This is a genomic window from Rhizobium sp. ZPR4, assembly GCF_040215725.1.
Taxonomy (GTDB): domain Bacteria; phylum Pseudomonadota; class Alphaproteobacteria; order Rhizobiales; family Rhizobiaceae; genus Rhizobium; species Rhizobium rhizogenes_D.
In genome coordinates this window covers 1,103,616-1,116,938 of the sequence record NZ_CP157969.1, presented here as the reverse complement: position 1 = coordinate 1,116,938, position 13,323 = coordinate 1,103,616, and the positions used below count along the sequence as shown (strand labels likewise).

The window sequence follows — 13,323 nt, the reverse complement described above, 5'->3', positions numbered from 1 at the left end:
GCTCGTCCATCAATCGGCCAGAGCTTGGGAAATATCGTTCGCGGTCTGGACAACGACAGGTGCGAGACCTGCGAGGCGTCCGTCGGGCATTCTTTCGCTCGGCCCGGAAACGCTTACCGCCGCGAAGACGCGCCCCGATGAATCGCGCACCGGCGCTCCGATGCAGCGCACCCCGATCTCGATTTCCTCGTTATCGACCGCAAACCCTTTGGCCCTGATGCCCGCCAGCTCCTCGATCAGCCCGTCGAGCTTCGTGATCGTATTTGCGGTATAGGCATGTAAGCCCTCATGGGCAATCCGCAATATCAGCTCCTCGTCCTGAAACGCCAGGAAGGCTTTACCAACGCTGGTACAGTAGGTCGGCGCCGCCTGCAGCGTCGTCAGGCTGGAGGCAATCATCTCCTCGCGCTCGACGCAAACCATCTGGCTTCCATCGAACATGTGAAAATGGATGATTTCGCCCGTCAGCTGCTGCAGCTTGGCGATATGCGGATGCGCCCGCGTCGGCGTGTCGAGGCTTGCCAGGACGCTGCTGCCATAGTGAAACATCTTCAGGCCGAGCCGATAACCCTGGCGCTTGCCGTCCTGATCGAGCAGGCCGACCTCCCGCAAGGATGCGACGATACGATGGACCGTCGTCTTCGGCAGCCCTGTGGCTTCCGAGAGTTCGGCGATCGTCATGCTCGGCTTGGCGCGGGAAAACGTATCCAGCACACGCGCCATCTTGCGCAGCGATTTGGCGCCGGCATCCCTGCTTTCCGGTCCTGCCGGAACCTCGTCAACGGCCGCTTCATTGATCACCGAATGCGTTTTCATATCTCTTTCCAATTTCAATGCCCGGCCATAATCCGCTTTGCTCTTGCTTCGAGTTTACGCGCAATAAATTCCAAAGAGAAGCAGACCACGAAGTAGGTTAGCGCCAATAGTGTAAACACAATAAAGGGTTGGTTGGTTCGGATGACTACCTCTCGCCCCAGCCTCGTGATTTCGCTGATGCCGACCACCGATATCAATGAGGTATCCTTGATGATCAATATGGCCTGGCCGACGAGCGAGGGAATGACCGCCATCAGCGTCTGCGGGATGGTAATATCGCGCAGACGCTGGAACAGGCTGAAGCCGACGGCTATGGCAGCCTCGTTCTGGCCTTTGTCCAGCCCCTTCAGGCCGCCGCGTATGATTTCGGTCATGTAGGCACCGTGCGACAGCGAAAGGGCGATGACAGCCGTCAAAACTGGACCGATATCGATGTCATATTGCGGCAGCCCGTAATAGACGAGGAAAACGAACATCAGGAACGGCATGCTGCGAAAAAGATAGACATAAGCACCGACCAGGAAGCGGATCGGCCCGAGGGATGACGAGGCGAGAAGCCCTCCTACAATACCGAGACCGAGTGCGGGAAAGAACGCCGCGGCGGTCAGGAAGAGGACGATGGGAAGCCCGGTGAGAATAAGCTGAATGGCATCGCCGGCGACAGCAACAATGGTGCTCATGGCTCAGGCCCGCTTGTGTTTGGAAAAGCCGGCACGGCTTTCATAGACATCGACGAGAAGGTTGAGCACGACGCAGATAACGATGTAGATCATGCAGCTTACCAGATAGGCTGGCAGGAACTGGTATGTTTCGTTGCCGACATCGTCGGCAGCCTTGGTGATTTCCAGCACGGCAATCGTGTAGAGGAGCGAAGTGTCCTTTACCAGTTGCACGAACTGCCCGGTTATTGCCGGAAGAATCGTCGGTGCTGCCTGAGGGAGAAGGACGTAACGCAGAAGAATGCGCCATTTCAAACCGAGCGACTGGGCCGCTTCGATCTGGCCTCGCGGGATCGCATTCAGCCCTCCACGCACCATTTCGGCGATATAGGCGCCCGAATTGAACGTCAGCGCAATCACGCCCGTCGAAAAGGCCGACAGCGTGATGCCAAGTGTCGGCAGACCAAAATAGATGAAGTAGACCTGCACAAGCAGCGGCGTATTGCGAACCAGCGAGACATAGACGGCAATTGCCCTGCTGAAAATGCCGCGCGAAGAAAACCGCACAATGCCGGCGATCATGCCGACGCAAAGCGCAAGCAACAGCCCGACGGCCGCAGCCGCAAGCGCATTGCGCATGCCGGTGAGATAGGTATCGCGATACTGCCAGAAGATATCGTAAGCATCCGAGATCATGTGCGATCAGCCTAGTGACGGAGGATCTGATTGAGAAAGGCGCGCGTGCGCGCTTCTTTCGGCCGCGAGAAGAATTCGCAAGGGGGCGCTTTTTCCACCAATTGACCGGCATCGAGAAAGGCAACCTCGGTGGCAAGCTCCCGCGCAAACCCCATTTCATGGGTGACAACGATCATCGTCATGCCCGATGCCGCCAGCTCGCGCATCACCTGCAGCACCTCTCCGACCATTTCCGGATCGAGCGCCGAGGTCGGTTCGTCGAACAGCAACAGCTCGGGATCCATCGCCAGGGCGCGGCAGATGGCGACACGCTGCTGCTGACCGCCGGACAATTGCGCGGGGTAACGGCCAGCCTTGCTCTCCAGCCCGACGCGCGCCAGAAGCTCCATCGCCCGCGCTGCGGCATCCTTGCGACTGCGTCCGAGAACACGCCTTTGCGGCAAGGCTATATTGTCGAGCACGCTGAGGTGCTGGAACAGGTTGAACCGCTGGAAGACCATGCCGATCCTGCGATACAGCTGGCGGCGCGGCATGGCGGCGATGTCCTGGCCGCCGAGAAGGATCTGGCCGGCGGACAAGGATCCCGCCAACCTGTTTATGGCGCGGATGAAGGTGCTCTTGCCTGAGCCGGACGGACCGCAGACAACGAGCACATCCGACCGTTCGAACTGAATGGATATTCCGCGCAGGGCGTGGAAATCCTTGAAATGCAAATTGACGTCGCGCGCTTCGAAAAATGCCATCGCGATCCTCCATAACCTTGCCGAGAGACGATAGGCCGAGCGTCGGCAAGTGGCCGACGCTCATCTCCAAATCCGTCGCTATTGCAATGTCATACGGCTGGCATTGCCACTCTCCGGCGCATAGGCGCCGATGCCAAGCAGATCGACCAGCTTCTTGCGCTCGTCGGAAACGCCATTGTTCTTTTCCAGGAAGTCCTTCTTCCAAGTATCGCCGTCGACCCAGTATTTCTTGAGCGCGGCCAACTCACCGCTATCCCGGATCTTCGCCAGGAAGAAATTCAGGTATTGCCAGGTGTAGGTGTCACCCGGACGCACGGCAAAGCCCCAGGTATCGGTCGTGATCAGTTCACGCGGCTGCTTCAGGGCCTCGAAACCATATTCCGATTTTACCACTCCCAGGACGGCCAGGTCGTTGAGCGCCGCATCGACGCGGCCCGTCTTCAGCGCCTGGTAGGTATCCGTGTCGTTCGGGTAGGTTTGCAGCTCCGCCTTCGGGAAGAACTGCTTGGCAGCATCGACGGCATTGGTGCCCGCCTTGACGGCGATGCGCTTGCCGGCCTCGTTCAGCTCCTCCCAGGATTTGCCCTGGTCTTCCGGTTTGACGATCGCCACGACGCCGGTGGAATACCAGCTCTCCGTCGTGAAAAGGATCTGCTGCGCACGCTTGAACGTCGTCGACATGCTCGTCGCCAGAATATCGGATTTGCGGCTGAGAAGGCCGGGAATGAGCCCCGCCCACTCGACATTCCGCATTTCGAGGTCAACGTCGAGTTTTGAGGCAATAAGCCTGTCGAGATCCACGGAAAAGCCGGCCGGATTGCCGTTTGCGTCCCTGAACTGCCAGGGCGCCGCCGAAAGATCGTTCATGATGACGATCTTCTTGTCCTTCATAATCTCGCCGAGCGTACCTTTGGGATCGTCGGCTGCCGACGCAACGCCTCCCATCACCAGCATCAGCCCCATTGCGAGCACTACAAGCTTCTTCATCGCTACTCCCCTTTTATCTTGTTCCGTATTGCGGAATAATAATTATCAGCAAGTTCATAAACGCATAAAATAAAATAATCCGCAATATCTATCTTGACTATCTCATTTTTATTTATTTAACTCGACATATTAGAAAATCATATTCCATATTACGGAATAAAGACAAATGACGGCGTCGGGGAGGACGGGGCAAAATCAAGCGGATCTGATGCGCTAAACTGCCAGCTGCGCTGGAGAAGCGCTCAGGCACAATCAAGATGACTTTTTCATCAGTCCGCCCGCCAGGCGCCGGATCGATGCCAACTGCGCTGCGGACCGTTCGACGACCGCGCGAGGAGATGATTTCTATGGACTATCGGGCGACCGAGTGGCCGGTTTCCGGCACGCCAGCACGCATCAATGGAATCGAGCTCAACCAGATCTGCGATATTGCCGACCTGGCGCGCGAAGATCCCGATGTGATCAAACTCTGGATCGGCGAAGGCGATCTGCCGACACCTCAATTCATACGCGAGGCCGCGGTCTCGGCGCTGGCTGCGGGACAGACCCGTTATACCTACGCTCTGGGCGTGCCGGCCCTGCGCGAAGGCCTCGACCGCTATCACAAACGGCATTTCAACGTCGATATCGGCGCCGATCGCTTCAGCATAACGGCAGGCGGTGTTCAGGCCATCATGCAGGCGGTCCAGGCTGTCCTGAGCCCTGGCGACGAAGTCATCGTGCCGGTGCCGGCCTGGCCGAACCTGATCGAGATCATCGGCATTCTCGGCGGCAAAGTGGTTCCGGTACCCTACCGTACTCTTGCCGGAGGCGGTTTCGCGCTCGATCTCGACGATCTGTTCGGCGCGGTCACGCCCAAGACCCGCGTGATCGCCATCAATTCCCCGTCGAATCCGACGGGCTGGGTTATGCCGAAAGAGCAGATGCTGGCCGTGCGCGACTTCGCCAGAAGCAAGGGCATCTGGATCATATCCGACGAGGTCTATTCCCATTTCACCTATAACGGCGCTCTTGCCCCCTCCTTCCTGGAGATCATGGAGCCTACCGATCGGCTGATCGTCACCAATACCTTTTCGAAGAACTGGTGCATGACTGGCTGGCGCATTGGCTGGGTCATCTACCCGAAGGGGATGTCCAAGATCTTCGACAATCTCAGCCAATACAACACGACCAGCGTCGCCACCTTCGTTCAGCACGCTGCTATCACGGCACTCGATCAGGGTGACGAATTCATCAAATCCCTTGTTGCACGATCGACGCGTGGGCGCGAAATCATCTGCTCGACGCTCGATAAGCTGCCGAATGTCCGTGTCTTCTGGCCTGATGGAACTTTTTATTTCTTCTTCTCCGTCCATGGCATGAATAGCGGCTATGATATGGCGCGCAGGATCCTGAAGGAGGCAGGCGTGGGGGTCGCTCCGGGCTCGGCTTTCGGCCCAGGCGGGGAAGAATTCCTACGCGTGTGTTTTGCCGTTGATCCTGCACTCATCGAGGAAGGTGCGAAACGACTGGAAGCGTTTCTGTGCAAGCAGCAATAGGATGAAGGACAATGAAGAAGCTCATCAATCGACCCGCTGATGTCGTCCGGGAAATGCTGGAGGGTATTGTCGCTCTCGCACCCGGCCTTGCGCTGCTCGACACGGAGAATGTCGTGTTGCGCGCCGGCCTGCCCGTGATCGCAAACCGGCCGGTCGCCCTGATCTCGGGCGGCGGCGCCGGACATGAACCGGCCCATGCCGGATATGTCGGACCTGGCATGTTGACTGCGGCTGTTACCGGCGAAGTCTTCACCTCCCCGAGCGTCGATGCCGTACTTGCTGCCATCCGTGCCAGTGCCGGCCCGGCAGGCGCACTTCTGATCGTGAAGAACTATACCGGCGACCGCTTGAATTTCGGCCTTGCCGGCGAACTGGCCGCCATCGAAGGCATTCCCACCGAACTCGTCGTCGTGGCGGACGATGTGGCGCTTTCCGGCCTCGTACCGCGCGAACGCCGCCGCGGCATCGCCGGAACGGTGCTGGTTCATAAGATCGCAGGTGCGGCCGCGGCAAGCGGCAAGAACCTCAAGGAAGTTGCCGACATCGCGCGGTCCGCCGCATCCCGTCTCGGAACGATGGGGGTCGCGCTCGGCTCCTGCATCGTGCCGGCCGCCGGCAAGGCTGGTTTCACCCTCGGCGAGGATGAAATCGAGCTTGGCCTCGGCATTCATGGGGAAAAAGGCGTCGAACGCACCAAATTGCTGCCCGCCGATGCCGTCACCGACAGGATCGTCGATCAGATCGTCAGTGACATGAAGCTCGATGCCGGCGCCCGGGTTGCTCTGCTGGTCAACGGCCTTGGAGCGACCCCCCCGATGGAACTGGCCATCGTCGCCCGCAGTGCGGTTGCTGCCCTGCGCTCACGCGGCCTTAGGATCGAGCGGGCCTGGAGCGGCAATTTCCTGACCGCGCTGGAAATGCCGGGCTGCTCGATCTCACTGCTCGATCTGCGTCAAGACGATCTCGAACTGTTGGACGCGGCAACGACCGCAACAGCCTGGCCAAGGGGCGGAGAGGTTGCTGGTACCATTAATATCGTGCCGGCGGTGCGCACCGCAGAGACGGACGCGCCTCTCGGCGATGCCGGACGCTTCGACCCGCAAGAATTGCGCCGCATTGGTCTTGCCGTCTGTAACGCGCTCGAAACGGCCGAAGGCCATCTGACCGAGCTCGACAGCAAGGCAGGCGACGGCGATCTGGGTGCGAGCATGCTTCGTGGGGCCGAGGCCATCCGTGCGCTGCCGGAAAGCGCCTGGATCAACCCGGCCAATGCCATGGTTGCGATGGGCAATGCCCTGCGACGGGCGATCGCCGGAAGCTCCGGTCCCTTCTATGCCATCGCACTGACCCGGGCCGGTCGCCATCTCGGCCGGAACAATCGCTTCTCGCCCGATGATTTTCGGGAGGCGTTTGCCATCGGTATGGCTGCAATCAGCGAAATCGGCGGCGCAAAACCCGGGGACAGAACCATGCTGGATGCGCTCGCCCCGGCACTGAAGACCCTCGAGACGGAAGGCGGCAGCCTGCCGGCAGCCGAGGCCTGGAAACGTGCAGCCTCTGCAGCGGCCGAGGGCGCACGCCGCACGGCGGATATGGTGCCGAAGCTCGGTCGCGCAAGCTATCTCGGCGAAAGAGCGCTCGGAACAGAGGACGGTGGGGCTGCGGCCGTCGCGATCTGGATGGAGGCGCTGGCGACAAGTCTCTGATTTCGCTGGCGTAACGCCACAACCGACATTCGAACAACCCGGATTTCATGGCGTCTTCCTCAGGGGAAGCGATCCCCGACCTGCGCCCTGATGTCATCGGCCGATCTCGGCCATCTCTCGCTCAAAACAGGAACTTCAAACATGAATCTCGACAAAGTCTCCGGCATCATCCCCCCCATCGTCACCCCCTTCACCAAGGACGGCGACATCGACGAAACGGCCTTCCGCAACATCGTCAAATTCAACCTGAAGAACAAGGTTCACGGCGTCTGCGTCGGCGGCAGTTCCGGCGAGGGCCATACGCTGACATTCGAGGAATTCGTCCGCCTGATGGAAATCACGGTGGAAGAGGTCAACGGACAGATTCCGGTCCTGGCGGGCATCATCGCCAATTCCACGCGCGAAGCCGTGCGTCGCGCCAAGGCCATCTCCCACCTTCCAATCCACGGCCTGCAGGTGACGCCGGTCCATTATGTCTTCAAACCCGACGAGAACGCTACATTCGAGCATTTCAAGACGCTGACGGCGGCCACCGATATACCGGTCATCATCTACAATGTCGTCCCCTGGAACTATCTCAGCCCGTCGCTGCTGATCCGCCTCATGACGGAATTGCCCGGCGTCCAGGCCGTCAAGCAAAGCGCCGGCGATCTCAAGCTCATGGCCGACCTGATGATCGGCATCCCGAAGGGCTGCAAGGTCTATACCGCGGTCGATGCCCTGCTCTACCCGTCATTCGCATTGGGTTGCCATGGCACCATCGCGGCAAATCCGGCCGCGGTTCCCAGCGTCTGCGTCGCCCTTTGGAATGCGGTGCAGCGTGGCGACCATCCCCGCGCCAAGGAGATTCACGAGGCGCTCCTGCGCTTCTGGAACGCGATCTATGCCGACAATCTGCCGGCCAACATCAAGACGGCGATCGCGCTTCAGGGCACCGAGGCAGGCCTGCCGCGGATGCCGATGCCGGCAACGACGCCCGCGCAGCTCGAAAACATCCAGCGCGAGCTCAGAAACGTGCTGCGCTACGAAGAAAAATAAGACCGTCGATGGCAGGTCCTGCACGGACAGAGCCCGCCGCCAACCCCGATCCATACGATCGGACTCGTGTCGTCAGTCGACTCGCCTCACTGCGTGGGGTGGGTTGGCTGAGGGAGGCGACACGAGCAGACGGAAACAACAAACGATCTGAACGGGAGGAAACAGTGAGAACATCGGCCCCAGAAAACATCTCTCCAACCGAGAGCCGCATAGCCAATTCACGACCGGTTCTGGCCAAGGATATGCGCAAGGTCGCATTGGCCAGCGCCATGGGCAATACGATCGAATATTATGATTTCACGCTCTACGCGACCGCCACGGCGCTGGTGTTCAATAAGATATTCTTTCCAAACGACAATCCTCTGATCGGAACGCTCGCCGCATTCGCCACTTTCTTTGTCGGATATTGCGCGCGCCCCATCGGCGGCATCGTGTTCGGCCATTTTGGCGATCGTATCGGCCGCAAGACGGCATTGCTGTTGACGATGATCATCATGGGGGCCGGAACTTTTCTCATCGGGCTCGTACCCTCCTACGACAGCATCGGCATATGGGCTCCGATCAGCCTCCTGCTCCTGCGTCTTGCCCAGGGGATCGGGATAGGCGGGGAGTATGGCGGCGGCATGGTGATGACGGTCGAACACGCGCCGCCCGAGCAACGAGGCTTCTACAGTTCCCTGGTTCATATCGGCGTACCGGCCGGCTTCCTGATACCGATCGCCCTGCTCGGCATCTTGTCGACACAGATGAGCGAGGGAGCCTTTCTGTCCTGGGGCTGGCGGCTGCCGTTCCTTTTCAGCATCGTGCTGGTTGCCCTGGGTCTGTTCATCCGCTTCCAGATCTCCGAAACGCCCGCCTTCAAGCGCATCCAGGAACAGGGAGAAACGGCCGCCCTGCCCGTCGTCGAAGCCGTCCGCGACCATCGCTACAACGTGATCCTTGGAATAGGCGCCAAGATTGCCGAAAGCGGCCTCTTCAACATCTATGCCGTCTTTGCCATTACCTATTGCGTCAATTCGCTAGGCCTGCCGCGGCAAATGATCTTGAACGGCGTGCTGGTCGGCTGCGCTCTGGAATGCCTGACACTTCCGCTGTTCGGTGCGCTCTCCGACCGGATCGGGCGGCGCCCAGTTTACATCGCCGGCCTGCTTTTCCAGGTCGCGCTCGCCATCGTCTTCTTTGCCATGCTCGACAGCGGCAACACGACCAGCATCTGGCTCGCGATCGCACTGGGCCTGGCGGTCGGACACGGTTCGGTCTTCGGTGCCCAGGGTGCCTTCTTCTCCGAATTGTTCCCTGCCCGCATCCGCTATAGCGGCCTTTCGCTGGTTCAGCAGATCGGCCCGATCCTTGGCGGCGGCCTTTCGCCGCTGCTGGCAACAACGCTTATGGCGGAGTATCCGGGAAACACCACCCCTATCGCCGTCTATATGGCACTGATGGCCATCTTCTCGGCTGTCTGCGCATTCGCATTGCGCGCTGCAAGATCAGACAGTTAGAGGAACGCTATATAGTCGGTTTCGATGTATCGCGAACTACGGCAGCCAACCCTTTTTCAGGTGAGGCTGCCGATACGGGCCAACCAATTGGCCCGCCCGACCCGTAGGCGCTATTATGATTATGGGTCAACCATGGATAGAATTGTTTTCCGGTATAATTCCGCCATTCCGATTGGAGTTAATTGGCTCCATCTTATGAGTCCAATCGACCGGAAGTCATGAAAACCTCTAGCGCCCAATCAAAGATCTTGTCGGTCATAAGAGTGCCAATGCTCGAGGACCCGGATCCTGCGTCGACAAAAATCTGCCGCGCTGTTGAATTATATCGTAATACGATATAATTTGCAGCTTGGAGGATTATTTATGATCGAGACGACCCAGGACACAACATCGGATCTGGAACTGTTTGCCAGGCGCCTGGCCCATGGCGCAAGGCTCAAGAACACTCTCCAGCATTCGCCAAGCTCTGACGAGCTTATGGACCTCAGACACGCGCTTGATTTGCGTCTTCAGTGCGGCAGGATGGACTTGAAACTTCTAGCTCTGGAGTGGCGATATGACGTCGCGCTCCTGCTCGATCATATGCGCCATTGGATGTTCGAAGTAGATCGAGATTTCAATCGGTAGAAACCGCGGCGATTCGCGGATAATCGGGAGGCTGCGCATGATCGTCGTTCAGCTCAAAGCAAGGGCTTCGGGGCATGATCCGGCGGAGATCCGTTTATAGCGCAGAGACCTCGCATCGCTATCGAGCAGAGATGGAAGCGAGCCGCGACTCCAGCGCGTCGCTTCATTGATCGGCAGCTAGGAAAGCTGGTGGTTCACGACGAGCTGACCGCACCCGGCGCGATTCCAGCGCGTCACGTCAGGCTAGTCGTTACCAGCGCAAGAGCGACATAACGCCCAACCTTCGCGATCGTTACAAACAATAGGAAGGTCAACAATGGCTCCCGCAGGACGCCAGCAACAACGGTGATCGGGTCGCCGATAACCGGTACCCAGCTTGCCAGCAGCGACCATCGCCCGTAACGGCGATACCATCCCCGAGCGTGATCGAGCGTGTCGCTGCCGACCGGGAACCAGCGACGGTCGCGAAACCGTTCGATCCCCCTGCCTAGCATCCAGTTGACGACGGAGCCCAAAATGTTGCCGAGGCTCGCGGTGATGACGAGCCAAAGCGCCGAATACCTTTCGGTCAGAAGAAGCCCTGCAAGCGCCGCCTCGGATTGCATGGGAAGGATCGTTGCCGCACCAAAGGCCGCCACGAACAGCCCGAAATAGGCAAACAAATCGATCATATCCTTAGAGATACTTCGTGATCGTCTTGAACTCGTCTATGGACTGGCGCTTATCGCGCGGGAGAGCGCCAAGTGTTTCCTCGAGGCAATGATCGAGATGATCCTGAATGAGTGTCCGCTTCGCGTTGACGATCGCCTTCTCGACGGCGGATAGCTGCTGGGCGATGTCGAGACATGGCTTGCCATCCTCGATCATGGCGATGACGCTCTTCAGATGTCCGTGGGCGCGCTTGAGCCGCTTGACGATCTCGGGATGGGTGTCATGTGTGTGTTCTGTCATGATTTCCTGTATCCCCCCAGAGAGGATAACTGTCAATACCAGCCCGATTTCACGAAAAATCCAGCGGCTGCGAACACCGGAGGTAGCTCTTGCGGCCAGCGATCGTTGCGGCGGCCTCAAGAGTCTGATGAAGACATGGCAGACGGTAGCGCACTTGACTGGGGGACAAGGGGTCATCGGGGACGACAACGGCTTCAGCATCCCGATCAAGCCAGTCTTTTGTCGTGGCAAGCATGGTTCCCCGCCGCTTTGCTCGGCCTCAGATTGATGCCGGCCAGCCGAGAAGCCGTAATTTCCTACCCTTGCGGTCAGGATACCAGCAAGTACGAACCTGCAGAACGATGGATGAAATCAATCGTTTCAGCCCTGCGGGTTACAGGTGCGGAAGAAAAAAACGCCGTTAGCGAAGGGGAACTCCAAGTGTCGCTAACGGCAAACTTTTCCGAGATCGTCGCCAGAGCTCAGCCGCAATCGAACGGGACCGGCTGCACCGTTTCGGGTCGGGGATCTCGCGAGGCGCGATCTTCCCCGAAATCACTTCAGAGAAAGATCGGGCGTCAAATAATAATTATTGAGCGGGTGTGGTCGAAAGCCCTGGACGCGCTTGCTGATCGCATCGAACGTGTTCACATGGACGATATCGACGACGGCCGCATCGTCTTGCAGCTTCTGGGCAATCTTGCCGTAGAGCGCGTACCGTTCCCCATCGTTGTCGTTGGCGCGGGCATCCTTGATCCAGGCATCCACTTCCGGCGAGCAATAGTGCGCGAGGTTGTAGCTACCATCGCAGGAGAAATCGGAGGACAAAAAACCAGCCGGATCCAGAACGTCGGTCAGATAATTGCGCGACAGAAACGCGAGGTCGAAATTGCCCTTCAGCAAATCCGGTTCCACGGCATTGTACTGAGCCTGCTTGATCGTGCTCTCAATGCCAATTTCGGCGAGCATCTGCTGGACGGCGGCGGCGATGTCCTTGAATTCGGCCCGCTCTACATAGGCAATGATCTCTACCTTCAGGCTTCCTGACGTGATGCCAGCCTCCTTCAGCAGAGACTTGGCAAGGTCGGGATTATAGGTCGACTTCTGATCCTTCGGCGCCCAGGCATCGGTAGGGCGGAAGACGTCGTTGGCGGCCGGCATCAAGCCTTCGAACAGCGCGTCGGAAATTGCCTGATTGTCGATCGCTGCCTGTATTGCCCTTCGCACGCGTATGTCGTCGAACGGCTTTTTCTTATTGTTTATCACCAGCATGGTCGTACGCGGCGTCGAGGCCTCGGACACGGTCGCAACGCCTGAGTCATTGATCTGCTTGACACTGGAGGCCGGTACTAGACGTGCAATATCTGCCTCTCCCGAACGCGCTTGGACTGCGCGTGTATTGGCGTCGAGGACAAACCTCACCTCACCTTCGTCAACTGCGGGCTTCTTGCCCCAATATGTCGGATTCGCTTTCACCTTGAGCCCTTGTGCCTGATCCACGGAGACGATCGTGTATGGTCCGGTGCAGTGGTTGATGGGATCGACTGTACCGTCTTGCCTGTAAGCGGCCTTCGAAAGGATGCTTGTCGCCGGCGCGGCAAGATGGGCCGGCAACATCGCAAGCGGCTGAACCGTCGTTATTCGTACCTTGTCCTTGCCGAGCGCTTCCACCGATTTGAATATCTTCGGCGAGAAGGCACGCGCGGCTACCTCGCCATGGAGGATCTTGTCGAGCGCGAACACGACCGCGTCTGCGTCCAGCGGGGTTCCATCCTGAAATACCACGCCCTGTCGCAGAGTGACTTCCCAGACGTTCGGCTCGACGTGCTTGAAGGAAGTGGCGAGCCAGGATTCGAGCTTGCCGTCGTAGTTGACGCGGGCAAGCCCTTCGTAGCAGCCAGCCACGGTTCCGACGTAGACATCATCCGATGTCATCGCCCAATTGTTTTTTATGCTCCAGAAGTCGCCGACGACTAAGGATTCAGCGTGAGCTGTCGTTGCCATCAGAAGCAGCGGCAGCAGGGAGATTCTCTTGAAAAGCTTCATGCTCATATTCCCCTTTAATGATTTTTGGACTTTCTGGC

General features: G+C 58.7%; 13 protein-coding genes. 5 read left to right on the top strand and 8 right to left on the bottom strand.

Going from position 1 to position 13,323, the window contains the following annotated elements; genetic code table 11:
* Window positions 1–9: 9 nt before the first annotated feature.
* The 5 genes from ABOK31_RS32750 to ABOK31_RS32730 all read right to left on the bottom strand — a co-directional run bounded on the left by ABOK31_RS32750 (window position 10) and on the right by ABOK31_RS32730 (window position 3,901).
* Window positions 10–816, bottom strand: coding sequence for an IclR family transcriptional regulator (locus tag ABOK31_RS32750; protein WP_349961901.1), 807 nt, complete (start codon window positions 814–816; stop codon window positions 10–12).
* Window positions 817–830: 14 nt separating this feature from the next.
* Window positions 831–1,496 (bottom strand): amino acid ABC transporter permease, encoded by a 666-nt coding sequence (locus ABOK31_RS32745; protein WP_174173555.1) that lies wholly within the window; start codon window positions 1,494–1,496, stop codon window positions 831–833.
* 3 nt (window positions 1,497–1,499) lie between these two features.
* Window positions 1,500–2,171: an amino acid ABC transporter permease gene (locus ABOK31_RS32740; RefSeq protein ID WP_174173556.1), complete on the bottom strand. Its 672-nt coding sequence runs from the start codon at window positions 2,169–2,171 to the stop codon at window positions 1,500–1,502.
* 11 nt (window positions 2,172–2,182) lie between these two features.
* Window positions 2,183–2,914: an amino acid ABC transporter ATP-binding protein gene (locus ABOK31_RS32735; protein WP_349961898.1), complete on the bottom strand. Its 732-nt coding sequence runs from the start codon at window positions 2,912–2,914 to the stop codon at window positions 2,183–2,185.
* Window positions 2,915–2,992: 78 nt separating this feature from the next.
* On the bottom strand, window positions 2,993–3,901 hold the full coding sequence (locus ABOK31_RS32730; RefSeq protein WP_349961896.1) for an ABC transporter substrate-binding protein: 909 nt from the start codon (window positions 3,899–3,901) through the stop codon (window positions 2,993–2,995).
* A 347-nt stretch (window positions 3,902–4,248) separates the two neighbouring features.
* On the opposite strand from ABOK31_RS32730, the gene ABOK31_RS32725 reads away from it, so the two are divergent.
* The 5 genes from ABOK31_RS32725 to ABOK31_RS32705 all read left to right on the top strand — a co-directional run bounded on the left by ABOK31_RS32725 (window position 4,249) and on the right by ABOK31_RS32705 (window position 10,309).
* Complete coding sequence (locus ABOK31_RS32725; RefSeq protein WP_234910176.1) at window positions 4,249–5,439, top strand: pyridoxal phosphate-dependent aminotransferase; 1,191 nt, start codon at window positions 4,249–4,251, stop codon at window positions 5,437–5,439.
* 11 nt (window positions 5,440–5,450) lie between these two features.
* Window positions 5,451–7,145, top strand: coding sequence for a dihydroxyacetone kinase family protein (locus tag ABOK31_RS32720; RefSeq protein ID WP_349961894.1), 1,695 nt, complete (start codon window positions 5,451–5,453; stop codon window positions 7,143–7,145).
* Between the two features lie 141 nt (window positions 7,146–7,286).
* On the top strand, window positions 7,287–8,183 hold the full coding sequence (locus ABOK31_RS32715; protein WP_174173560.1) for a dihydrodipicolinate synthase family protein: 897 nt from the start codon (window positions 7,287–7,289) through the stop codon (window positions 8,181–8,183).
* 164 nt (window positions 8,184–8,347) lie between these two features.
* Window positions 8,348–9,682, top strand: a complete 1,335-nt coding sequence (locus ABOK31_RS32710) for an MFS transporter (protein ID WP_349961892.1) — start codon at window positions 8,348–8,350, stop codon at window positions 9,680–9,682.
* A 363-nt stretch (window positions 9,683–10,045) separates the two neighbouring features.
* Window positions 10,046–10,309 carry a hypothetical protein gene (locus ABOK31_RS32705; protein ID WP_349961890.1) on the top strand — a complete coding sequence of 88 codons (264 nt, stop codon included), beginning with the start codon at window positions 10,046–10,048 and terminating at the stop codon, window positions 10,307–10,309.
* A gap of 233 nt (window positions 10,310–10,542) precedes the next feature.
* On the opposite strand, the gene ABOK31_RS32700 is transcribed toward ABOK31_RS32705, so the two are convergent.
* The 3 genes from ABOK31_RS32700 to ABOK31_RS32690 all read right to left on the bottom strand — a co-directional run bounded on the left by ABOK31_RS32700 (window position 10,543) and on the right by ABOK31_RS32690 (window position 13,285).
* Window positions 10,543–10,980: a YqaA family protein gene (locus ABOK31_RS32700; RefSeq protein ID WP_174173562.1), complete on the bottom strand. Its 438-nt coding sequence runs from the start codon at window positions 10,978–10,980 to the stop codon at window positions 10,543–10,545.
* A 4-nt stretch (window positions 10,981–10,984) separates the two neighbouring features.
* The gene (locus ABOK31_RS32695; RefSeq protein WP_092713160.1) at window positions 10,985–11,260 is read right to left on the bottom strand and encodes a metal-sensing transcriptional repressor; all 276 of its coding nucleotides are present in this window, start codon (window positions 11,258–11,260) and stop codon (window positions 10,985–10,987) included.
* Window positions 11,261–11,794: 534 nt separating this feature from the next.
* Window positions 11,795–13,285, bottom strand: coding sequence for an ABC transporter substrate-binding protein (locus ABOK31_RS32690; RefSeq protein ID WP_349961887.1), 1,491 nt, complete (start codon window positions 13,283–13,285; stop codon window positions 11,795–11,797).
* Window positions 13,286–13,323: the final 38 nt, after the last annotated feature.

Bases quoted from the DNA above. Each gene is read 5' to 3' on its own strand.
- ABOK31_RS32745 (WP_174173555.1), bottom strand. From the start codon at position 1,496: ATGAGCACCATTGTTGCTGTCGCCGGCGATGCCATTCAGCTTATTCTC.
- ABOK31_RS32735 (WP_349961898.1), bottom strand. From the start codon at position 2,914: ATGGCATTTTTCGAAGCGCGCGACGTCAATTTGCATTTCAAGGATTTC.
- ABOK31_RS32750 (WP_349961901.1), bottom strand. From the start codon at position 816: ATGAAAACGCATTCGGTGATCAATGAAGCGGCCGTTGACGAGGTTCCG.
- ABOK31_RS32725 (WP_234910176.1), top strand. From the start codon at position 4,249: ATGGACTATCGGGCGACCGAGTGGCCGGTTTCCGGCACGCCAGCACGC.
- ABOK31_RS32730 (WP_349961896.1), bottom strand. From the start codon at position 3,901: ATGAAGAAGCTTGTAGTGCTCGCAATGGGGCTGATGCTGGTGATGGGA.
- ABOK31_RS32720 (WP_349961894.1), top strand. From the start codon at position 5,451: ATGAAGAAGCTCATCAATCGACCCGCTGATGTCGTCCGGGAAATGCTG.
- ABOK31_RS32740 (WP_174173556.1), bottom strand. From the start codon at position 2,171: ATGATCTCGGATGCTTACGATATCTTCTGGCAGTATCGCGATACCTAT.
- ABOK31_RS32700 (WP_174173562.1), bottom strand. From the start codon at position 10,980: ATGATCGATTTGTTTGCCTATTTCGGGCTGTTCGTGGCGGCCTTTGGT.
- ABOK31_RS32705 (WP_349961890.1), top strand. From the start codon at position 10,046: ATGATCGAGACGACCCAGGACACAACATCGGATCTGGAACTGTTTGCC.
- ABOK31_RS32690 (WP_349961887.1), bottom strand. From the start codon at position 13,285: ATGAAGCTTTTCAAGAGAATCTCCCTGCTGCCGCTGCTTCTGATGGCA.
- ABOK31_RS32715 (WP_174173560.1), top strand. From the start codon at position 7,287: ATGAATCTCGACAAAGTCTCCGGCATCATCCCCCCCATCGTCACCCCC.
- ABOK31_RS32695 (WP_092713160.1), bottom strand. From the start codon at position 11,260: ATGACAGAACACACACATGACACCCATCCCGAGATCGTCAAGCGGCTC.